Source organism: Paenibacillus apii, from assembly GCF_011043685.1.
In the GTDB taxonomy this organism is placed as follows: domain Bacteria; phylum Bacillota; class Bacilli; order Paenibacillales; family Paenibacillaceae; genus Paenibacillus_AQ; species Paenibacillus_AQ sabinae.
The window spans coordinates 50,698-71,134 of the sequence record NZ_JAAKGU010000010.1 but is presented as its reverse complement, the minus strand read 5'-3'; the positions used below and the strand labels follow the sequence as shown (position 1 = coordinate 71,134).

Sequence of the window (20,437 nt, the reverse complement as noted above, 5' to 3'; positions counted from 1 at the left end):
GGAAACCATTCGTATGGCAGAAGTAAAGAAAATCGCAGTTTTGACAAGCGGCGGAGACTCGCAAGGCATGAACGCCGCTGTCCGCGCAGTTGTGCGCAGCGCTCTTTTTTTCGGAGTTGAGGTGTACGGAATTCAACGCGGCTACCAGGGGCTTCTGAACCGGGATATTTTCCCGATGGATATCCGAAGTGTAGGCGACATTATCCAGCGGGGCGGCACGATCCTGCAATCCGCGCGATGCCTGGAGTTTTTGAAGCCGGAAGGCCAGCAGAAGGGCGCCGATATTTTGCGTGAATACGGTATCGACGGCCTTGTCGTAATCGGCGGCGACGGTTCCTACAACGGTGCCAACAAGCTGAGCAAGCTCGGCATCAAGACAATGGGGCTGCCGGGTACAATCGACAATGATATCTCTTTCACCGACTATACCATCGGCTTCGATACGGCCGTCAGCATCGTCGTTGACGCCATCAATAAGCTTCGCGACACGATGTCTTCCCATGAACGCTCTTCTGTTGTTGAAGTCATGGGACGTCACTGCGGCGATATTGCCCTGCACTCGGGACTGGCTTCCGGAGCGGAGACGATTCTCATTCCGGAAATGCCGTTCGAACTTGACGAGGTTGCCGACCGCATGCGGGAGAACTTTGCCAAAGGCAAGCGTCACAGTATCGTTATCGTGGCCGAAGGCGTCGGCAAAGGCGAAGACATCGCCCAGGCGCTCAAGGATCGCCACGCTTCGATCGATGCACGCGTAACGGTGCTCGGACATATTCAGCGCGGAGGAAGCCCTACACCGGCCGACCGTAATCTGGCAAGCCGGCTTGGCGACTTCGCTGTGCGCAAGCTGATCGAAGGCGAATCGGGTAAAGCTTGCGGCATCATCAATGGCGAGCTTGTCCTTACGGATATCGACAAGGTTGTCAATACGAAGAAGGATTTCGACCTGGAGCTGTACAACCTGGCTTCGCGTCTCTCCCAGTAATAGATACGGACAAGCCCTGCGCTAAGCGCAGGGCTTTTTGTTGCGCATATAACTATTTCCTGCGTTGACAACATACCCCCACCCGTATAATATATACCCCATAGGGTATTTTTATTTTATATGGGAGGGCACATAAATGGCCAGAAATATTGTAATCGTTGGAGGAGTAGCGGGTGGGGCATCTGCCGCTGCACGGCTCCGCAGATGGAATGAACAGGATCGAATCATCATGTTCGAACGGGGAGAGCATGTATCCTTTGCGAACTGCGGGCTGCCCTATTATATCGGGGGGATAATCGAGTCCCGCGATAAGCTTTTTGTGCAAACTGAAAAAGGGATTGAGGATAGGTTCAATATTGACGTTCGGCCGCTTACCGAGGTGACGGAAATAGACAGAACCTTGAAGACGGTCGTTTACCGGAATACGAAGACAGGCGAAACGGGAAGTCAGCCTTACGATATTCTTATTCTGTCTCCCGGAGCCAAGCCGATCGTGCCGGAGCTTCCGGGAATCGGCTCAGCCGATAACCTGTTCACGCTTCGGAATATTCGGGATACGGACCTGATCAAGACCTATGTCAGCGAACGTTGTCCGAAGCGCGCTATCGTGATCGGAGCCGGGTTTATCGGCCTTGAAATGGCGGAGAATTTGCGGGATCAAGGACTCGGCGTAACGGTAATCGACCGCGGGGAGCAGGTGCTAGCTCCGTTCGATCAGGAGATGGCGAAGCCGGTGGAACAGCATATGAAGCTCAAAGGGGTTGAGGTCCTGCTGAATACCGGGATTAAGGGAGTTGAACGGCAGGGCGGACAAGTGCGTCTCGACTCGGGGCGGTTGCTGGAGACCGACATGATTATTCTCGCCATTGGTGTAACGCCGGAGAACGAGCTTGCCCGCAGCAGCGGACTTGAGCTCGGCGTCCGGGGCGCAATCTCAGTCAATGAACAGCTTCAGACCAGCGATCCTTCCATCTATGCCGTCGGAGATGCCATTGAGGTCAAAGACTGGGTCCATGGATTTCCGACGCTTGTTTCACTCGCTTGGGGAGCGAATCGCCAGGGAAGACTGGCCGCCGACCATATCAACGGGCAGCAGATATCTTATAAGGGGGCGCTGGGAACGGCTATCATCAAGATCTTTGACCTGACGGCAGCTGCCACAGGCAGCAGCGAAAAGACACTGAAACGGCTCGGCGTCCCTTATCAGGCAGTTCATATTCATCCCCAATCTCACGCAGGGTATTACCCGGGCGCTTCTCCAATTTCATTAAAACTTCTGTTTGATCCGAAGACAGGTGATATTTTCGGCGCGCAGGCGGTTGGAGCAGAAGGCGTCGATAAACGAATTGACGTAATAGCGACGGCTATCCGGGCAGGTATGAAGGTCCAGGAGCTTGCGGATATTGAACTGGCTTATGCCCCTCCGTACTCTTCGGCAAAAGATCCGGTAAACATGGCGGGCTATATCGCTTCCAATATCACGGACGGTCTGGTCGAAACAATGCAGTGGTATGAAGTTGACGATTTTGTTCGCAGGGGAGGGCTTGTGGTTGATGTCCGCGATGAAATTGAATTAACAGCCGGAAGCATTCCGGGCTCCATAAACATTCCACTGCCGGAATTGCGCGGCCGTCTGGATAAACTTCCTTCAAACGGGGAGATCGCGGTCAGCTGCCAGGTCGGATTGCGCGGATACATCGCCGCCAGGATACTTTCTCAGCATGGATACCGGGTTCGTAATGTGGATGGGGGTTACAAGACTTATGCTTCCATGGCCGATAACCGTATGCCCGACGGAATTTCACAATTGGGGAATACAAACATAAATGATAATGAACGGTTGATGGCTGACTCGGCTGACAGGAGCGGGCAGGATTCTGAGCTTCCCATTTCGCGGATTACGATGGTGGATGCTTGCGGACTTCAATGCCCCGGCCCTATACTCAAAGTATATGAAGCGGTACAAGCGCTGAACGAGGGAGAACTGCTGGAAATCAGGGCAACCGATTTCGGTTTCGCGGCGGATATTGGACAGTGGTGTCAGAAGATGGGCCATACGCTTGAATCGGTGGATTCGGTTGGAGGAACAGTAAAAGCGCTGATAAGAAAGGGAAACAAGATATCAGGCGCGTCTGTATCCCGTCAGCCCAGCCGTTCCGACGGAGCGACAATGGTCGTGTTCAGCGGCGACCTGGATAAAGCCATAGCATCATTCATTATTGCCTCAGGCGCCGCTGCCATGGGGAAGAAGGTTACAATGTTCTTCACGTTCTGGGGCCTGGGTCTCCTGCGCAAGCCGGAACACCCGAAGATGAAGAAGACTGCAATGGAGAAAATGTTCGGCCTTCTGCTCCCCAAGAGTACCAAAGATCTGCCGCTGTCCAAAATGAACATGGGCGGTTTGGGTCCGAAGATGATACGAGGCGTGATGCGCCGGAAGAACGTCGATTCGCTGGAGCTGCTGATCTCGAATGCAGCCAAGTCGGGTGTTCGAATGATCGCCTGCACGATGAGTATGGATATTATGGGCATTCGCAAGGAGGAACTGATCGATGGCATTGAATTCGCAGGTGTAGCAAGCTATATCGGTTCTGCCGATGATGCGGGAATGAATCTGTTTATCTAAGAAAGGAGCTGCTAATGGAATACGATAACGCGATAAAAAACAGGCTGAAACGGATCGAAGGACAGGTGCGGGGAGTACTCGCTATGTTGGAGGAAGGGAAGGACTGCCGCGATATTGTAACCCAGCTGACGGCAATCCGTACAGCGGTCGACCGTACCATCGGCTCGGTAATCGGATCAAACCTGGAGCACTGCATCCAGGAGGAACTGAACAAGGGCCATTCGCCGGACAAAGTAATTAAGGAAGCGGTTGAGCTTCTGGTCAAAAGCCGCTGATAACTTCCGTTACCGCTGACGCCATACACTTTTATGCTTGGGCTGGATATAAAATGCCGCCTCTTTCGCAGATGTCTCTGCGGAAGAGGCGGTTTCATTTTTGCGGCTCTCAGAACGCATCGCCATACGCATATTAGTCTTGGGGAAGGAATTATCCTTCCGATTTGGAAATGGTGTATTCTGCCGTATACCGGCGCTGAACCTTGACCAGCCTGGACAGCAGCAGAACCGCGCCGATGGCGAGACCGGTAATCAATCCGATCCAGTATCCGAACGCGCCCAGATCCGTATACTCGGCGAGGACAAAGCCAACGGGTAGCCCGATCACCCAATATGCGACAAAGCAAATGATGAACGCAGGATTTACATCCTTGTAACCGCGCAGCACGCCTTGGGTAGGTGTCGCGATAGCGTCGGATATCTGGAAAAAAATCGCATAGATCAAGAAATGCTGGATCAGCCGGATCACGTCCGGATCGGTAGAGTATATGCCCGCCACATGCTTTCCTGCAAAGAGAAGGACCAGCGCGGTAGCCAACGAGAGGGCGGCGGCGGAACCTATGCCGAGAACACTGTACTGCCTGGCATCCTTCAATCGGCCCGCCCCGGTCTCGAAGCCGACCAGAATGGTTAGACTCATGCAAATGCTTAGCGGAATCATATATAGCGTTGAAGCAAAATTAATCGCCGCCTGATGGGCGGCAATGGTCACCGTGTCGAATCGGCTCATGAGCAGCGTAACCGTCGAGAAGACGGCCGTCTCAAAAAAGATGGAGAAGCCGATTGGGACTCCGATCGCAAGCTGCTCCTTGATGGCCGCCGGAGAGAACGCATGGAATTTGCGGAGAATCCGCAAGCTTCGGAAAGGCTCCGCCCGGAAGATGAACAGGAGCCCAGCGCCAAAAATGACCCAGTACGTGATCGCCGAAGCCACCCCGGCGCCGACACCGCCCAGGCGGGGAAACCCGAGGTTGCCATAGATCAGCAGGTAGTTTAGTCCTACATTGACGGGCAGGGCGATCAGCGTGATAAACATGGATACCCGGGTCTGTCCGGTCGCATCAATGCAGCTTCGAAGCACCGTATATCCGAACAGCGGAATGACGCCGAAGGAGATGGCGGTCAGGAAGCGAAAGGCGATGCTGCGCACAGCGGGTTCAAGGTTCATAAAATGAAGAACCGGACCAAGCAACAGCGCTCCTAGTACCAGCACAAGAGCCGATACGATTAATGAGAGCCAAATGCCCTGCATGACTTTGTAGGCGACCTCGCCTTCGCGTTTTTTGCCCAGCAGCTGTGAGACAATGGGAGTGAGACCGATTAATATACCGTTCAGTCCGGTTTGCACAGGAATCCACAGGCTGGTTCCGATCGCGACCCCGGCAAGGTCTGCCGTGCCGAATCGGCCGGACATGTTCATATCGAAGAAGGCGATTGCCGAGAGGGCAATTTGCGTGACAAGTATAGGAAAGAGAATATGAAGGAACTGAATGGTTTTCTGGCCTAATGATGTGGTTGGTTTCATGTAAATGTGCCTCTTTATCTGATAGTTTGCAAAATAGGGGAGCAGGCAAGCGTGCACGCTTCCGGCGCGTTATCCAGCAAAGAACCCGGCATCGGAGCCGGGTCTCGGGTTAGCTCTATTTAGACGGGATAGAATAAAACCGGATTAGTTCGGTATGTGCTTATTTGCTGTAGTCGACGCCTGCAGTATATCGGTTGCTCGCATTCCATAACAGAAATTCTTCGATATTCTGCTCTTTCAGAGCGCGGATCTGGTCTTCCACCTGCTGCTTGCCGTATTTAATGTAGTGACCGCTGCCGAGCCAACTGGCCGTAAAGTCCTGAATCCAGGGACGGATCACCGGTTTATAGCTTCCAAGCGGGTTCAGCTTTTTGTGGGTGTCCGCCATCGAGCCTTTTATTGTCGCATAAGGATTTTTATCGGGGTCATTCACGCCAAACCAGCCGGCGGTATAATGGCTCGGGTAGATCATCGGACTGATGACATCGACGTTTTTGGAGATCTTGACAAAATCCTGCCCGATGCCTTCGGCAGCCGGAACCGATGCGGCATAACCGAAAATATCGACCGAAACGCGAACGCCCAGTGAATTCAGCTCCTGCTTCGCATAATTAACGAAGTCCGAAACGATTTGAACCCGGGTTTTACCTGGGGCCTTCGTATATTTCAGTGAATCCGCGCGCTTTTCAAAGCCTTCGGGGAAGCGGACGTAGTCGAACTGGATTTCTTTGAAACCGAGCTTGACGGCTTCTTTGGCAATTTCGACATTGTACTTCCATACATCCTCATTGTAAGGATTGACGAAGCTGTCTCCGCCTTTGTTATGCCAGACGGAGCCGTCACTCTTCACAAATGACAATTCCGGATGCTTCTTGGCGAGCACGGAATCCTTGAAGACTACGATGCGGGCGATAGGATAGACATTATGCTTCTTCAGCCGCTCCATCAGCTTGCCGACATCGCGGATGAACGGCTGCGGATTGCCCAATTGCTTAAGCTCCGGATTATCCGTCTTGTAGGTAATATAGCCGGCGTCATCTTTGATATCGATGACCATGGCGTTCAGCTCCGTCTGATCGATCAGATTCAGCAGCGTATCCATCCGGGAGCCTCCTGCGCTGTACGCCGTGACATATACTCCCTTGACTTTGGGAGCATCCGGCTGCGGATCGGCCAGCGGGGGCGCGGCATCGGCGGGTTCAGCCGGACCGGGCGAAGCGGAAGGAGCCGGTGCCGGCGAGACGGTTGCGGTTGCAGTATCGGTGGATGAAGCCGGAGCCGCCGAAGCGCCGGTCTGATTCGAGACGACGGCTGGATTAGCGGCGGATTGAAGCACAGCGGCTACGTCGGCATCTGTCCGGACATTTTGAACGCCAACGCTTCCCAGGGCCATCATCAATACAGCCCAAGTGATGTTCATTGTTTTCTCCCCTTTTATGTACGTTAGCTTAAATTATATAAGAACGTTCAATGTGAAAAAGAACAGCTTTGTAACAAAAGCGGAAGTTTATTCCTTCCTTTTTAAATAAACAAAGACTGGGGGAGTCTAACGGTATCATAAAAAGTAAATGCCGCCTGAACCGGCAAAACGCCGGTCCAAGCGGCAATCTAAAACCTTGTAATTCTTATTGAAGATACGCAGAATCCTGATGCTCACAAATGCTGTACTGAATGATGTCCATCGCATCAGCAGAGTCCAAAATGCTCAGCCCGTCCCGCAGAACGATCATGGAATCGAGTTCGTCCTGCTTGAGAAACGGCATCATATCGGGATACCACTTCATGACGATTGCTGACAATTTTACCGTTTCCATTTCCACAGTAATCACCCTTTCCTTTTTCGAATGTTGCTGAACTTGCATTCAGGTTTCACCCAGAAAAACGACAAGTGCCTGGAAAAGAGGGCAAAGCAGAAACTTCATGAGCATTATATTGGCATCTGCGCATCATTAATATATCACAATTTTAAAGCAAGTGCATCCTTTAACAATCACCTTTTGCGGAAAGAACCTAGTACGCCGACCGTTTCCAAAATATTAACAAACGCCTGCGGATCGCTTTCTTTAATGATACGTTTCAGCTCGGCCAGTTCGTACCGGGTCGTCACTGTCATTAGCATATCCTTTTCCGTGTGGGAATAAGCTCCTTCGGTCTTGATTTTGGTAATGCCCCTTTGAAGACCTAACAGACGCTGAAGCATCTCGTCCGTCCGATTCGTCACAATAAACACGGTTACCTTGATATGGCTTACATGGATGAAATCGACTACCCGGCCGGATACATACATGGAGGCCATGGAGGCGAGGGCGATGTTCCAGTTGTTCTCCAGATAGCCCGCCGCGAGAATGACGAGTGCGTTCAGGGATACGAGGACGCTGCCGATCGGAAAATCCCTGTGCCGGCTGATGATCGACCCCAGGATGTCGAACCCGCCAGATGAACCGCCAACTCGGAACGAGATTCCGCTGCCCACTCCGACAATTACTCCGCCGAATACGGAAGCGAGCAGCATGTCCGATACCAGCGGTTTGACGGGAATCCATTCAATGAGCCATGCCGCTGCGGCAACTGATACAATACTGAACACGATAAAGCGCCTGCCCAGCTGGAACCATCCGGCGATCAGCAGCGGAACGTTGAACAGAAAGTACAGGGGACTGACACCAAGAGGAGTGAAGTAGCTTGCCAGCATGGAGAGGCCGGAGACGCCGCCGCTCAGCAGGTGATGGGGAATGAGGAACAGGTTGAAGCCGGCGGCAATCAGCCCGGAGCCGAGCACGACGGCCAGAAGGTTCAAGCTATATTTTATCAAGTAAATCACCTACCGATGTATGATGTAAACAGGGATGAAAACGATGCAAGAACGAATGAAAGGAATACGCTGGTATTCCTCTTGGAGTTTGTGATATAATGTATAGGATATTCTTGAGTAGAGCGTTACAATGAACTTTTTGCATTGTTTCGAACGTGAAGCTACCGTTGTTCGGGCGAATTGGAGCACCTGATGAAAAGGACGGCTTGCCGTCCCCTTAACGCGAAACCATGCAGAGTTTTCGGCATGTTTGGACACCCTATTAATGTTTGCCGCTACTTAAGAATACAGACAAGCATGTGGAATGTCCACTGTATAGAAGGAGCATGAATAATTTGAAAACATTTGCAGAATTTGACTTGGAACCAAAAGTGTTGCAAGCCATCACAGAGCTGGGATTTGAAGAGGCGACCCCGATTCAATCGCAGTCGATCCCAATCGCGATGACAGGAAGAGACCTAATCGGACAAGCTCAGACCGGTACCGGGAAAACGGCAGCCTTTGGAATTCCTCTAATCTCTAAAATTTCCCGTGACGAAGAAAAAATCGCTGCGCTCATTATGACACCGACCCGTGAACTTGCCATTCAGGTGGCCGAAGAAATCGGCAAGCTCACCCGCTTTAAGGGGCTTCGTTCCCTGCCGATTTATGGCGGACAAGACATCGGCCGTCAGATCCGCGGTCTCAAAAAGAAACCGCAGATCATTATCGGTACGCCGGGCCGTCTGCTTGATCACATCAACCGCAAGACGATCCGTCTGGACGACGTACAGACCGTCGTGCTTGATGAAGCGGACGAAATGCTGGATATGGGCTTCATGGAGGATATTCAGTCCATCCTGAAGCTGGTTCCGGAAGAACGGCAGACGATGCTCTTCTCGGCCACGATGCCTCCGAACATCCAGCGTCTTGCCCAGCAGTTCCTGAAGAACCCCGAGCATGTATCCGTCATTCCGAAGCAGGTCAGCGCGCCGCTGATCGACCAGGCTTACATCGAGGTTCCGGAGCGCCAGAAGTTCGAAGCGCTCAGCCGCCTGATCGACATGGAATCGCCTGAGCTTGCGATTGTGTTCGGCCGTACGAAGCGCCGGGTTGACGAACTGTCGGAAGCTCTGCAAAAACGCGGATATTCCGCGGACGGCCTGCATGGCGACCTGTCGCAGAACCAGCGCGACGCGGTTATGCGCAAATTCCGCGACGGCAGCATCGACGTTCTGGTTGCTACCGACGTAGCGGCCCGCGGTCTTGACGTGTCGGGCGTAACGCACGTTATCAACTTTGACCTTCCGCAGGACCCGGAGAGCTATGTTCACCGGATCGGCCGTACAGGACGGGCCGGCAAAGAAGGTTCCGCATGGTCGTTCGTGACGCCGCGTGAGATCGATCACCTTCGTCTGATCGAACGTGTGACCCGCCACCGGATCACACGCAAGCCGCTGCCGACATTGGCCGAGGCCATTGAAGGCAAGCAGCGCGTTACAGCGGAGCGTCTGATGGATACGATGGAGAATGGGGAATTGAACGAGTACAAGGGCATTGCTATTCAAATGCTTGAACAGTACGATTCCGTCCAGCTTCTGTCCGCGGCAATCAAGCTGCTGACCGGCGAGAAGAAGGACTCCGAAATTCAACTGACTCCGGAAGAGCCGATCCGCGTGAAACGGCGCGGCGGCAAGAACGACATCCGCAGCGGACGCAAGCCAAGCGGCTACAGCGGCAACCGTGGCGGCTATGGCGGCGGCGGAGGATACCGGGGGAACCGCGAAGGTGGAAACCGCGAAGGCGGAAACCGCGGAGGATACAACAGCGGCGGCTACAAAGGCAACCGTGACGGATACGGCAGCCGCGAGGGCTCGAGCTACCGCGGCGGGGAGCGCAAGTCCCAGCGTCCGGCGGACGGCGAGCGCCGCACGGCGAAGCAGGAAGACTCCTTTGACATTTAAGTCATGATCTGGGCTGACAAGCCCTGACCGCAAAGAAGACGGTGCGCATCCTTGCGCTCCGTCTTCTTTTTTTAAAAAAGTAAGAACTTACAAGCCATGCGCCTGGATGGCCGTTATGCCCGGGATGCTTAGACCTCAGTCTAAACTTGTGAACATGGGCTATGGAAATAGCCGGATGAAATAAGGTATAGTTAAGGTACGCAGTAGCGAAGAGACAGGAGGAAGGAAAGTGGAGTTTAAAGGTGCTATGGGCGGTCTATACCGCATTACGGAGTGGATTTCACGCATTGCGTTCAGCAATGTGCTGTGGACGATCTGTTCCATTCCGTTCTTATTCTTTATCTTTATGAAATTCATCATGCTGGCGACCAGTCAGGGGGGAGTTAGCGAGCAGGTAACCTTAAACTGGGCGCTTGCGATAACGGCTCCGTTTACTGTTTTTCCGGCAACGTCCGCGCTGTTCACCGTCGTCCGCAAATGGGTGATGGGCAATACGGATGTCAGTACATTCAAGACTTTTTTTAAAGGATATAAAGAGAACTACCTTAAAAGCATGCTTGGCGGCCTGATCTATACGCTGCTGTTCTTCGTAATGTATTTTGATGTGACAATTTACATGACGCGTATGCCGGATTTTAAAATCGTTGGTATTTTGATGCTGGTCTTGATGATTGTCGTGATGGTATCAATGTTCAACTTCTTCTCAGTGGTGGTTCACTATCAGATGACCTTCAAGCAGGTTATGAGCAATTCCATTCTGCTGACGATTGCTCGCCCGATCCGGGTGTTTACAACTTTGGTGGCAGGCGTGCTGCTGGCTTTTATCGGCCTGAAATATCCTGCGCTGTATCTGGTTTGCATTCCTTCGCTGATCGCAATGGTTGCTTTCTTTAATTTTTATGCGACATACAGTAAGCTGCAGCTTCAGGCAGAGCAGAAGAAACAGAGGGAAGAGGAAGAGCGCGAGGCTGAACAAGCCGACGAAACGGAAGATTCCGGCCCGCTTTCGGAAAAAATCGACGCATCCAAAGAATCGTCTGATGAAGAGCGCCCCCGGCCGTAGTTCAGGACTTCGGGGGAGAAGAGATGTCCGTCCGATTCGCCACTATGTAAAATAAAGCGCATACAAGGTTTACTTTTTCGTTAAAACGCAATATAATAATAACAAATCCTGCGATGTACGTTATCGGCTGCTCGTTGTTTTGAACCAATGACATTGTCTCGGGAGATCTATATTGGAGCGCAGCTGAAAGGCCCTGTCTATATGACATGGGGACTTCAAAAACGCGACTGCGATCACCCACCTGCTGTTGCAGGTTCAGAAGACACTGTGGCCGGACGGCATAGGCGGGTTTTTCCTTTAACATTTACGAAGGCGCCATTATCCTAACGGGAGAAGGGCGTTTTCTTTTTTGTCGAAATGTAGAGAGAAACAAGCATTTTACTTTTGTTCCGGGAGCAACAGTGATACACTTGGAATAGTGAACTTGGGATATGAGGAGGAAGTACGTTGTCTTTAAAAAGAAACCTGGTCGGCTTGTTCCGCAGCCATGAAGGGACAAGCGATCGTGCCAAAGAACCTGCTCTAAAAACGCGGTATTATAACCTCTCCAAAGAAAAGGGTTGGGAGGAAGTATCGTCCACCCTCAAGAAAATTCCTGGCTTTAAAGTGCTGCACGAGGTGAAATCCGTCGGGGAGATTACCCTGGAGAAAAAAACGGCCTTCGGCCGGACGCTCGATATCACCGTGTCCGTGCTGAGTACGTCGCCTACACGCTGCGCAGTCGATATTTATTCGGCTTCCCGGGGCTCTCTCGGCGATTTGGGCGCCAATTACCGTGTGATTCAACGTCTCTATGAGTCGATGGATAAGAAAATCGGCAAATATAAAATAGATTGAATCCTATTTTTTCAGTGTTTGGCTGAAACAACCTTCCATTGTATGCGCTTATATTTAGGGAAGAAGCGAATTTCGCCGCAGCAGGAGGAGGAAATCGTCTTGTTTTTGCTGTGAAAAAGCGGAAGAAGGTGCAGCCTTCTTCCGCTTTTTTAAAGATTCCGGTATATTTTACGTTGATTAAAGCAAGCTCTTGACCGCGGCGATTGCGGCTTCGTAATTCGGATGTTCCGCCATTTCGCTTAAGTATTCCACATAAGTAATGTTGTCGTCTTTATCCAGAACAAAAATGGAGCGCATATCCAGTTTGAATTCCTTGATCAGCACGCCGTAGGCTTCGCCGAAGGCGTTTGTTTTGTAATCGGAGAGGGTAATTACGCGGTCAATACCTGCGGCGCCGCACCAGCGCTCCTGGGCGAACGGAAGGTCGACGCTGACCGTCAGAATGGTGACCTCATCGCCAAGTTCAGCAGCCTCGCTGTTAAATCGGCGGGTCTGGGCGTCGCATACGCCGGTATCCAGGGAAGGAACAACGCTGATCAGCTTTATTTTTCCGCTGTAGTCCTTTAGCGTAACTTCCTCGAGCAGATTTTTGCTGAGAACAAAATCGGGGGCCTGATCTCCAACCTTAAGCTCGGGGCCTACAAGAGTAATCGGATTTCCTTTAAGAGTGGCTACGCCGGTTCTTTCTTGTGTCAATGTTGATTCCTCCTTGAACTAACAAAATTGGATTGTTGCTGCTCTAATAAATTATAATCTTTTTAATGAGACCATGTCCAACCGGTGACGTACATAGAAGAAAACAGAAGGGGGAGGGGAGAGGCCTTGATATTCATTCGGTACGAGAACTGGAAGAGCTATCTAAAGTATTACCCCGTGACGAGCCTGATTCTGATTGCCAATATCACAATGTTCCTGGTGCTGACGTTTAACGGTGGTTCGACCGATCCGGAAACACTGTTCCGCTTCGGAGGGATGGTGGACTCCGGATCTCACAGGGGAGAGCTTTGGCGGTATGTCGCCGCAATCTTTCTGCATAACGGATTTTCCCACCTGTTGTTCAACAGTTTTGCGATCCTGGTGTTTGCGCCGCCGCTGGAGCGGCTGATGGGCTGGTGGCGTTACGCGCTGCTCTATGTGATCGGCGGAGTTGTCGGCAATATTCTATCTCTGGCGGCATGGGGGGCCGGCCCGCGGGAAGTTATAACCGTATCGGTCGGCGCTTCAGGGGCGATCTTTGCCGTGTATGGCGCGTATCTGTATATCGCACTGTTCCAGCGTCCGTTGATGGATGAGAGCTCGCGCAGGACGCTGTATGGTTTGCTGACGATGGGGATTATAATGTCGTTCGTAACGCCTAATGTGAACTGGGCCGCACATATTGGCGGTTTAATCGGGGGCTTTTTCCTGTACGGCCTCATTATTCGGGTGTTATCCCGCAGGCGGCAGCGATGACCAGAATCCCGGCAGTAAGAAGCGTAAGACGGAGGCGGATGCGGCGTGGAGCTTAGACAACTGCAGTACTTCTTGAAAGTTGCCCAAAAAGAACATGTCACCCGAGCGGCGGAGGAGCTGCATGTGGCCCAGTCGGCGGTCAGCAGGCAGATTCGTCTGTTGGAGCAGGAGCTTGGTGTGGATTTGTTCATGCAAAAAGGTAGGAACTTACAGCTGACTCCGGTAGGGCAGCTGTTCTGCAAGCGGGTGGAGTCGATTCTTAAAGATCTGGACCGGTCTGTGTCCGAGATCCATGAATTTCTGGACCCGGAGCGGGGGGAAATCCGGATCGGCTTTCCGCACAGCATAGGGACTCACTTGATTCCGGCGATTGTCGCCGAGTTCCGGCAGCATTACCCGCATGTGAAATTCCGGTTCAAGCAGGGGACCTATCCTTCTTTAATCAAGGATGTGCTCGGGGGTGAGGTCGATCTGGCCTTCATATCGCCCTGCCCCGACAGCGACGATCAATTGACAGGGGAAGTGGTAATGACCGAGGAGCTGTTCGCCATTCTTCCGCCTAGTCATCCGCTTGCGAGGGAGAAGGTGATTCGGCTGGAGCAGCTCAAGGAAGAACCGTTCGTACTGTTTAGCCAGGGTTACTCGCTTCGCCCCATCGTGTGGCAGGCCTGCCTTAAAGCAGGCTTCACACCGCAGCTTGCGTTCGAGGGCGGGGAGACGGATACGATTCGCGGCCTGGTCGCCGCCGGAATGGGAGTCAGCCTGCTGCCGGAAATGGCGCTGTTCCAGACAAGCGCGCTGCAGCCGGCTCAGGTTAAAGTGGTGGAGCCTGCGGTCACGCGGACGATCGGTCTCATTTACCGTTCCGACGGCAAGCTGCCGCTTGTCGCCCGGTCGTTCCGCGCGTTTCTGCTGACCTATTTCAGAATGCGGCAAAATAATACCCCGGTCGGCTCCTAGAGCCTTCCGGGGTATATTGTTTTTCGCAAGATGTTTGGCAGCCTGGGGTCAATCCCGGCTGCTGGTGTAAACCATAATCAAACGGAGCAGTTCGAGCACGGAGACGAGAGCGGCAGCAACGTAGGTCAGCGCTGCGGCGTTAAGAACTTTGGCAACTCCGCGTTCTTCTTCGTTCCGGATAAAGCCCTGTTCGACCATAACTTGGCGGGCCCTGTTGCTGGCATTGAATTCCACCGGCAGTGTCACAAGCTGAAAGGCAACAGCCGCCGAGAAGAAGATGATGCCAAGTCCGATCAAGTTCAACGAACTGAAGAGGAAACCGGCCAGCAGCATGAACGGAGCGACGCCGGATGCGAAATTGACGATTGGGAACATCCGGTGGCGAAGCACCAGCATCGGATAGTGTACCTTATGCTGGATAGCGTGGCCTACCTCGTGGCAGGCTACCGAGACCGCTGAAATGGAACGCTCGTAATAAACAGGTTCAGATAAGCGGACCACTCGGTGAATTGGGTCATAGTGGTCGGTGAGGGCTCCTCGGACCGGCTCAATCGGAACATCGGAGAGGCCGTTCGCATCCAGCATGCGTCTTGCGGCGTCGTAACCGGTCATTCCGCTCAGGTTCGCGACCTCCGACCATTTGTTGAACGTTCCTTTAACCCTGAACTGCGCCCATAGCGAAAATAGAAAAGCAACTATTATTAATAGGTACATCATGGTCATTCCTCCACTTTTTGATCAGTTGTTTTACATTGGGGGTCCCTGCGCAAGCAGAATGCGGATCGCTTCAATACATGCGGCTCCCTGGGGGATCAGATGGGCCAATGCCCTTCTGGCCTGTCCCGGCTTGAGCTTGCTCAGCGCCGGCTCAAGTGCCTTGACCTCACGCTGAAGCTGCTGCATATGGGACTCGAGTTCCGCCAGCTTGCCGGAGACATCGATGTCGGATGTCGCAGCGCTCCACTTGGCTATCATGGACTTGATTTCTTCCAATGTATATTTTTCTTGTTTCAATTGATTAATACGTTCCAGGATACCCAAGGTTTCATCGTTGTACAACCGATAATTGTTCGAACCTCTGGATTCCGGCTGGATTAGTCCAAGTTTGGTATAATAATCGATGGTTCGCTCGCTGATCCGGGCCGTTTTGGCCAGTTCGCCGATCCGGTACAATTTCATATCCCCATGCCGTTCACCTCGCAGATGTAGTTTTTTTCCTGGCCGATAAAAAGTCAGGATTTTATATCCATTTATAATGATATCAATCACAAACCATACAGTCAAACGTCATGCTTTTATCAAATATATGTGTTAAACTCTTCATTAATGCTGCTAAATATTTACTGAAAATTATTTTTCTTTTCGTGAAAAATACTCTTGTCAATTTTGATGCGTTTTGCTTATAATGACATTAAGAGTTTCACGCTTTGTTAGAATATATTACATAGGGGAGTGGGGAGTAATGAAAAGAAAGTGGTTATGTTTTGTGTTAGCGATGCTAACACTGACGATTTACCCGGTCAGCGCTTTTGCCGCTGACGGTCCTACGGCTCCGGACCTACAAATCGGTCTGGACACAGCTTTTACTTATCTGGCTTTTATTCTGGTGTTCTTTATGCAAGCAGGCTTTGCGATGCTTGAAGCGGGTTCCGTTCGAATGAAGAACGCAGGCCACGTAGCCGGTAAGACGGTGCTGACGCTAGCGATCGCAAGCATTTGCTTCTGGGCGCTGGGCTTTGGCCTGGGCTTCGGCAATGGCAACAGTTTCTTCGGCACAACGGGCTTTGGATATGGCGGCGATTCGATGGCATCTTCCTTTGAATCCCTGGCATTCTCCGATGTAACGCTGAACGTGAAATTCCTGTTCCAAATGGCGTTTGCTGCTGTCTCGCTGGCCATCGTTTCCGGCGGTATGGCGGAACGCGCGAAGCTGAGCGTATACATTATCTTCGGTATTCTGTTCTCCGTCTTTATTTATCCGGTTGTCGCTCACTGGGTATGGGGCGGCGGCTGGCTGGCTACTATGGGTATGCAGGACTATGCAGGTTCGACTGTAGTCCATCTTACGGGTGCAACTGCGGCGGTCGTAGCGACTATTTTGCTGAAACCTCGTCTTGGCAAATTCAACAAAGAAGGCAAGCCGGTAATTATTCCTGGACATAACCAAGTGTTCACGGTTCTCGGCGTTATCATTCTGTGGTTCGGCTGGTTCGGCTTCAACCCAGGCAGCGCACTGAGCCCGATGGGCGGATTCTTCGGATATGTAGCCTTGACTACTAACATTGCGGCAGCAGCCGGCGGCCTTGCGGCTCTGGTAGCTTCCTGGCTGTACTTCGGCAAGTCCGACATTCCTGCAATGCTGAACGGCGTTCTGGCCGCTCTCGTAGCTATCACCGGCGCCTGCGCATTTGTTGAACCTTGGGCTGCCTTTGTTATCGGTCTTGTTGCAGGTGCATTTACGTTTATGACTTCGCAGTGGCTGGAACGCGCGGGTCTGGACGATCCGATCTATGCCTTCTCCGTACACGGCATCGCTGGTATGTGGGGTGCGGTATCCACTGGCTTGTTCGCAACTCCTGAGCTTGTTGAAACTGTAGGTATCGGTAAGGCCGGTCTGTTCTATGGCGGCGGCGTACACCAGTTGGGCGTACAAGTTCTGGGCGTAATCGGAACTTTTGCCTTCGTAGCTATCCTGTCCTTTGTCTTCCTGTACATCATGAAGCTGGTAAGCGGCATTCGCGTAACGGAAGAAGAAGAATTGATGGGTCTGGATATCAGCGAACATGGCACTTACGGTTATCCTGAGCAAATGAAGCTGATTTCGGAATCCGAATCCCAAAAGAAATAATTAGAATATTACATCAGGGAGGCGGGCCGAGTGACCCAGACGGAGTCTGACGATTGGGACTATAAGGCAGTTCATGAGTCCATCGTAACCTCCGGTTCGCCCCAGGAGCTGAAGACAAGGCGCATCGCCTGTCAAAGTATTCTCCTGGAACAGTTAAATGTTATCCCCATTGAGGAATGGATGCTGCGTGTCAATGCGATGCATGATGCTATCGCAGAAGCGGCGGTTGTTTTATCCGAGGCGCAGATGATTGAGGCGGGCCATGGCCCGCCTCCCTGCGCTTATTCCTTTATTGTGTTCGGCAGCGCAGGGAGAAAAGAAACAACGCTGTGGAGCGACCAGGATAACGGGCTGATTATCGAAGGAGAACCGGAGGAAGCGAAGGAGAAGTATTTTGAAGAATTCGGGATCAGGCTTTCCTTAATGCTGGCTGATACCGGATATGAGAAATGCGAAGGCAGGGTCATGGTATCCGAACCGATGTGGCGTAAGACCCTGACGGAGTGGAAGGAGCAGATTGAGGGCTGGAGAACCCAGTTTGAGTGGGAACCTATCCGCTATTTGATAATCTGTTCCGATATGCGCCATGTTGCGGGAGACCGCAGCCTCTCAGAGCAGTGGCTGGATTTTTATCATGAAGGGTTTATCGATAACCCCAAACTTTGGGCGGCTGTTCTGCGAAATACTGTCCGTCATAAAGCGACGCTTAATTTGCTCGGACAGGTGCTTACCGAACGGTTCGGGGAGAATGCCGGCGGATTTGACGTCAAATATGGGCTATACATTCCGTTAGTTAACGGTGTAAGATATTTTGCTTTGCAGCATGGAATTCGCAAGACCTCGACATTAGAAAGGCTGGAAATACTGAGCAAGGAGTACCAGCACCTGCCCGAAGGTGTGCGAAGCGCGTTCCTGACGGCGCTAAAGATGAGGGTCAACACTCCCTACTCGGAATATGACGGTCTCTTGTCGGGCAGCGATTTTGCATCTGAAAACGAACTGAAGGACAGGCGGCTGATGTCAGAGCTGCGGGACAGCCTATTGCTTGTAAGACGCATTCATCGCGTTCTGCAGCGCCAGCTCCGGTCAGCGGAAAGGAGACAGCTATGAAGGAGCCGAACAAAGGCGGCGGGTTTTGGAACAACCTTAGACAAGGCGGAATGCCGTCTGCGATCGCTTCGATTCGTGGCGGTGAAACGGCGCAGCAAACCGCGCAGCAAATGGCTTTTATCCGTTCTCTGATGCGGGAGAAACGCCGTCCGGAAGTGCTCCATACGCCGCTGTCCAAGCTGGAAACGGTTGTGTTCGATTTGGAGACGACGGGATTTTCCAGCCAGCATGGGGATGAAATTCTGTCATTTGGAGCTATAAAGGTTGTCGGTGATGAAATAAGGGAGGAGGAGAGCTTTTACACGCTTGTGAATTGCAGCACCTCCATCCCTGATAACATTACCGAGCTAACGGGAATTACCGAAGAAATGTGCAGGAAGGCACCTTCGCTGATGGACGGACTTCATAACTTCATGTCTTTTGTAGGCAAAAGAGTGCTGATCGCCCACGCGAGCGCTCACGACAAAGCTTTCCTGAATGCGGCGCTGTGGAAGACGTCCAAGGTCCAGCTTACGCATCGTGTGCTGGATACCATGATGCTTGCGCGCTGGCTGGAGCCTTCTAGAAGCAACTACACGCTTGATGAGCTGCTTGCTGTTCATGGCATACCCATTCACGGAAGGCATCATGCGCTTGAAGACGCGAAGATGACGGCTAAGCTCTGGGTGTCCTATCTTCGCGAAATCACCCAGCGCAAACAGGTAGAGACTTTGGGAGAGTTGTATGCCTATTTAAGCAGAACCTGAAGCTTCGATTCAATCAGAGAGATTGAACGGGGTCCATCTCCGGTTCGGGTGCGCTGAATGTGATAACCGTTCAGATGAATGGGATGCTCTGGCTCTATGCCGGGAGTGCCAATCAAATATACCGCAAAATGCTCATCCAGTCCGCTCAGCCCATCGTAATCGGCTATAGAGGGTATGGGGAGCGTTCGCGGATGGGAGTGGAACAGGCCTACCGGAGGCGGCGATAAGTAAAGCGCCGAAATCCAGTCGGCCGGATGGGGAACGAACGTATGCAGCGGGTCAGGCGCTACGTTGCGCATAGGCACATAGTTGTCGATGAGCATGCCGCCCGCTGCGGCAGCACCCAGCAGGACGCCGCACGCTTCGTGCGGAAGAGCGGATGCCAGATGCTTCCCCAGCGCTTGGTATACGGAAGGTTTCAGCCATATGGGCGGTAATTTTCCCTGGAATGCTGTCATTGTTCACCCCTCTCTCTTCATTGGGTTTCGTCCTGGACGAAATCCTCTTTTTTTTGGCCGTTTGAAACTGGCAAGGTCGGGGGTACAATAAGAGGTATCCACTCCACTTGCAAAGGATAAGCTGCGATGAAGCTTACAAAGCATAGAAACCTGATAATCACCGTTATAGCGCTGCTTGCGGCAGTCGTTATCTTTGAGCAGCATCTCGGGAAGAAGAACGAGGCTGACATTCCGCAAAATAAGGCACTGCCGGCAGCCCAGGAATCACTCCCGGCCATCGGTAAGGCTTTACCAGCAGAGAGTGGACCCAAGGCCGGTCATCTGGCGCCGTCCTTCACTATCCGGAGTGAGGATGGCACCTCTTATACCGTAGGGGGGCCAAGGGACAAGGCCGTGCTGCTTAATTTCTGGGCTTCCTGGTGCGACCCCTGTCAGAAAGAGGCCCCCGAGCTGAACAAAATAGCCGAAAAATATAGAAATACGCTTGATATCTACGGCATTAATGTCACCAGCTACGATTATAAGGCTAATGCGGAGCGTTTTGTCAAGAAATACAAGCTTGCGTTTCCGGTCATGTTCGATCTTAAAGGTGAGGTATACGCCAAATATTACGGGACCGTGTTCCCTACCAATGTCCTGATCGACCAGAACGGCATTGTTAGCGAGATCATTCTTGGCGGACTGACCGCGGAAGAAATGGATCAGAAATTGAAGAAGCTGGTCCGCGAGCAGAATGAATAACATCAGCACAGCAAAAGAGCCGTTCCTGCGCTGATAAGCATAAGGAACGGCTCTTG

Annotated in this window: 20 protein-coding genes and 1 other RNA gene; 13 read left to right on the top strand and 8 right to left on the bottom strand. The window is 52.1% G+C overall.

What is annotated here, in order from left to right; genetic code table 11:
- The first annotated feature begins 13 nt into the window (after positions 1–13).
- The 3 genes from pfkA (at position 14) to G5B47_RS19175 (ending at position 3,886) form a co-directional block, all read left to right on the top strand.
- Positions 14–985 carry a 6-phosphofructokinase gene (gene pfkA, locus G5B47_RS19185; protein WP_025334416.1) on the top strand — a complete coding sequence of 324 codons (972 nt, stop codon included), beginning with the start codon at positions 14–16 and terminating at the stop codon, positions 983–985.
- Positions 986–1,121: 136 nt separating this feature from the next.
- Positions 1,122–3,611 carry a CoA-disulfide reductase gene (locus G5B47_RS19180; protein ID WP_165101500.1) on the top strand — a complete coding sequence of 830 codons (2,490 nt, stop codon included), beginning with the start codon at positions 1,122–1,124 and terminating at the stop codon, positions 3,609–3,611.
- 14 nt (positions 3,612–3,625) lie between these two features.
- A complete protein-coding gene (locus tag G5B47_RS19175) occupies positions 3,626–3,886 on the top strand; it encodes a metal-sensitive transcriptional regulator (protein WP_025334418.1) in 261 nt (86 codons plus the stop codon).
- A 151-nt stretch (positions 3,887–4,037) separates the two neighbouring features.
- Here G5B47_RS19175 and G5B47_RS19170 read toward each other — a convergent pair whose 3' ends face one another.
- From G5B47_RS19170 to G5B47_RS19155, 4 genes are all read right to left on the bottom strand, one after another.
- Positions 4,038–5,411: an MATE family efflux transporter gene (locus G5B47_RS19170; protein ID WP_165101498.1), complete on the bottom strand. Its 1,374-nt coding sequence runs from the start codon at positions 5,409–5,411 to the stop codon at positions 4,038–4,040.
- Between the two features lie 160 nt (positions 5,412–5,571).
- Positions 5,572–6,831, bottom strand: coding sequence for a putative glycoside hydrolase (locus G5B47_RS19165; protein ID WP_165101495.1), 1,260 nt, complete (start codon positions 6,829–6,831; stop codon positions 5,572–5,574).
- A 205-nt stretch (positions 6,832–7,036) separates the two neighbouring features.
- Positions 7,037–7,225 carry a hypothetical protein gene (locus tag G5B47_RS19160; protein WP_179035253.1) on the bottom strand — a complete coding sequence of 63 codons (189 nt, stop codon included), beginning with the start codon at positions 7,223–7,225 and terminating at the stop codon, positions 7,037–7,039.
- Between the two features lie 176 nt (positions 7,226–7,401).
- Positions 7,402–8,223, bottom strand: a complete 822-nt coding sequence (locus tag G5B47_RS19155; protein ID WP_165101492.1) for a YitT family protein — start codon at positions 8,221–8,223, stop codon at positions 7,402–7,404.
- 335 nt (positions 8,224–8,558) lie between these two features.
- Between G5B47_RS19155 and G5B47_RS19150 the strand changes: the two genes are divergently transcribed.
- The 4 genes from G5B47_RS19150 to G5B47_RS19135 all read left to right on the top strand — a co-directional run bounded on the left by G5B47_RS19150 (position 8,559) and on the right by G5B47_RS19135 (position 12,066).
- Positions 8,559–10,166: a DEAD/DEAH box helicase gene (locus G5B47_RS19150; protein ID WP_165101489.1), complete on the top strand. Its 1,608-nt coding sequence runs from the start codon at positions 8,559–8,561 to the stop codon at positions 10,164–10,166.
- A gap of 229 nt (positions 10,167–10,395) precedes the next feature.
- Positions 10,396–11,229 carry a YesL family protein gene (locus G5B47_RS19145; RefSeq protein ID WP_165101486.1) on the top strand — a complete coding sequence of 278 codons (834 nt, stop codon included), beginning with the start codon at positions 10,396–10,398 and terminating at the stop codon, positions 11,227–11,229.
- 102 nt (positions 11,230–11,331) lie between these two features.
- Positions 11,332–11,524, top strand: a non-coding RNA gene (gene ssrS, locus G5B47_RS19140) — 6S RNA.
- A 152-nt stretch (positions 11,525–11,676) separates the two neighbouring features.
- Positions 11,677–12,066 carry a DUF1499 domain-containing protein gene (locus G5B47_RS19135; protein WP_165101484.1) on the top strand — a complete coding sequence of 130 codons (390 nt, stop codon included), beginning with the start codon at positions 11,677–11,679 and terminating at the stop codon, positions 12,064–12,066.
- A gap of 177 nt (positions 12,067–12,243) precedes the next feature.
- Here the strand turns inward: G5B47_RS19135 and tpx are convergent, their stop codons facing one another.
- Entirely contained in the window at positions 12,244–12,762 is a 519-nt protein-coding gene (tpx, locus tag G5B47_RS19130; RefSeq protein WP_165101480.1) for a thiol peroxidase, read from the bottom strand.
- Positions 12,763–12,888: 126 nt separating this feature from the next.
- On the opposite strand from tpx, the gene G5B47_RS19125 reads away from it, so the two are divergent.
- Positions 12,889–13,518: a rhomboid family intramembrane serine protease gene (locus tag G5B47_RS19125; protein ID WP_165101477.1), complete on the top strand. Its 630-nt coding sequence runs from the start codon at positions 12,889–12,891 to the stop codon at positions 13,516–13,518.
- A 45-nt stretch (positions 13,519–13,563) separates the two neighbouring features.
- Entirely contained in the window at positions 13,564–14,478 is a 915-nt protein-coding gene (locus G5B47_RS19120) for a LysR family transcriptional regulator (protein ID WP_165101475.1), read from the top strand.
- 48 nt (positions 14,479–14,526) lie between these two features.
- Here G5B47_RS19120 and G5B47_RS19115 read toward each other — a convergent pair whose 3' ends face one another.
- Both G5B47_RS19115 and G5B47_RS19110 read right to left on the bottom strand, forming a co-directional pair.
- Positions 14,527–15,201 carry a zinc metallopeptidase gene (locus tag G5B47_RS19115; protein WP_025334429.1) on the bottom strand — a complete coding sequence of 225 codons (675 nt, stop codon included), beginning with the start codon at positions 15,199–15,201 and terminating at the stop codon, positions 14,527–14,529.
- A gap of 24 nt (positions 15,202–15,225) precedes the next feature.
- Positions 15,226–15,657 (bottom strand): MerR family transcriptional regulator, encoded by a 432-nt coding sequence (locus G5B47_RS19110; RefSeq protein WP_165101473.1) that lies wholly within the window; start codon positions 15,655–15,657, stop codon positions 15,226–15,228.
- Positions 15,658–15,940: 283 nt separating this feature from the next.
- On the opposite strand from G5B47_RS19110, the gene G5B47_RS19105 reads away from it, so the two are divergent.
- From G5B47_RS19105 to G5B47_RS19095, 3 genes are read left to right on the top strand one after another with little or no spacing between them, the layout of a single operon-like run.
- Positions 15,941–17,326 (top strand): ammonium transporter, encoded by a 1,386-nt coding sequence (locus tag G5B47_RS19105; protein WP_165101470.1) that lies wholly within the window; start codon positions 15,941–15,943, stop codon positions 17,324–17,326.
- Between the two features lie 30 nt (positions 17,327–17,356).
- The gene (locus tag G5B47_RS19100) at positions 17,357–18,436 is read left to right on the top strand and encodes a DUF294 nucleotidyltransferase-like domain-containing protein (protein WP_328804586.1); all 1,080 of its coding nucleotides are present in this window, start codon (positions 17,357–17,359) and stop codon (positions 18,434–18,436) included.
- Positions 18,433–19,182 carry an exonuclease domain-containing protein gene (locus tag G5B47_RS19095; RefSeq protein WP_165101467.1) on the top strand — a complete coding sequence of 250 codons (750 nt, stop codon included), beginning with the start codon at positions 18,433–18,435 and terminating at the stop codon, positions 19,180–19,182. The genes G5B47_RS19100 and G5B47_RS19095 overlap by 4 nt, the downstream gene beginning before the upstream one ends.
- Here the strand turns inward: G5B47_RS19095 and G5B47_RS19090 are convergent.
- Positions 19,164–19,640 carry a Mov34/MPN/PAD-1 family protein gene (locus G5B47_RS19090; RefSeq protein ID WP_165101464.1) on the bottom strand — a complete coding sequence of 159 codons (477 nt, stop codon included), beginning with the start codon at positions 19,638–19,640 and terminating at the stop codon, positions 19,164–19,166. The genes G5B47_RS19095 and G5B47_RS19090 overlap by 19 nt on opposite strands.
- A gap of 126 nt (positions 19,641–19,766) precedes the next feature.
- On the opposite strand from G5B47_RS19090, the gene G5B47_RS19085 reads away from it, so the two are divergent.
- Positions 19,767–20,381 (top strand): TlpA family protein disulfide reductase, encoded by a 615-nt coding sequence (locus G5B47_RS19085; protein ID WP_165101461.1) that lies wholly within the window; start codon positions 19,767–19,769, stop codon positions 20,379–20,381.
- Positions 20,382–20,437 lie beyond the last annotated feature (56 nt).

Excerpts from the sequence above, each read along its gene's own strand:
- G5B47_RS19095 (WP_165101467.1), top strand. The coding sequence starts at position 18,433 with ATGAAGGAGCCGAACAAAGGCGGCGGGTTTTGGAACAACCTTAGACAA.
- G5B47_RS19090 (WP_165101464.1), bottom strand. The coding sequence starts at position 19,640 with ATGACAGCATTCCAGGGAAAATTACCGCCCATATGGCTGAAACCTTCC.
- G5B47_RS19180 (WP_165101500.1), top strand. The coding sequence starts at position 1,122 with ATGGCCAGAAATATTGTAATCGTTGGAGGAGTAGCGGGTGGGGCATCT.
- G5B47_RS19170 (WP_165101498.1), bottom strand. The coding sequence starts at position 5,411 with ATGAAACCAACCACATCATTAGGCCAGAAAACCATTCAGTTCCTTCAT.
- G5B47_RS19115 (WP_025334429.1), bottom strand. The coding sequence starts at position 15,201 with ATGACCATGATGTACCTATTAATAATAGTTGCTTTTCTATTTTCGCTA.
- G5B47_RS19165 (WP_165101495.1), bottom strand. The coding sequence starts at position 6,831 with ATGAACATCACTTGGGCTGTATTGATGATGGCCCTGGGAAGCGTTGGC.
- G5B47_RS19160 (WP_179035253.1), bottom strand. The coding sequence starts at position 7,225 with ATGGAAACGGTAAAATTGTCAGCAATCGTCATGAAGTGGTATCCCGAT.
- G5B47_RS19110 (WP_165101473.1), bottom strand. The coding sequence starts at position 15,657 with ATGAAATTGTACCGGATCGGCGAACTGGCCAAAACGGCCCGGATCAGC.
- pfkA (WP_025334416.1), top strand. The coding sequence starts at position 14 with ATGGCAGAAGTAAAGAAAATCGCAGTTTTGACAAGCGGCGGAGACTCG.
- G5B47_RS19175 (WP_025334418.1), top strand. The coding sequence starts at position 3,626 with ATGGAATACGATAACGCGATAAAAAACAGGCTGAAACGGATCGAAGGA.
- G5B47_RS19085 (WP_165101461.1), top strand. The coding sequence starts at position 19,767 with ATGAAGCTTACAAAGCATAGAAACCTGATAATCACCGTTATAGCGCTG.
- G5B47_RS19105 (WP_165101470.1), top strand. The coding sequence starts at position 15,941 with ATGAAAAGAAAGTGGTTATGTTTTGTGTTAGCGATGCTAACACTGACG.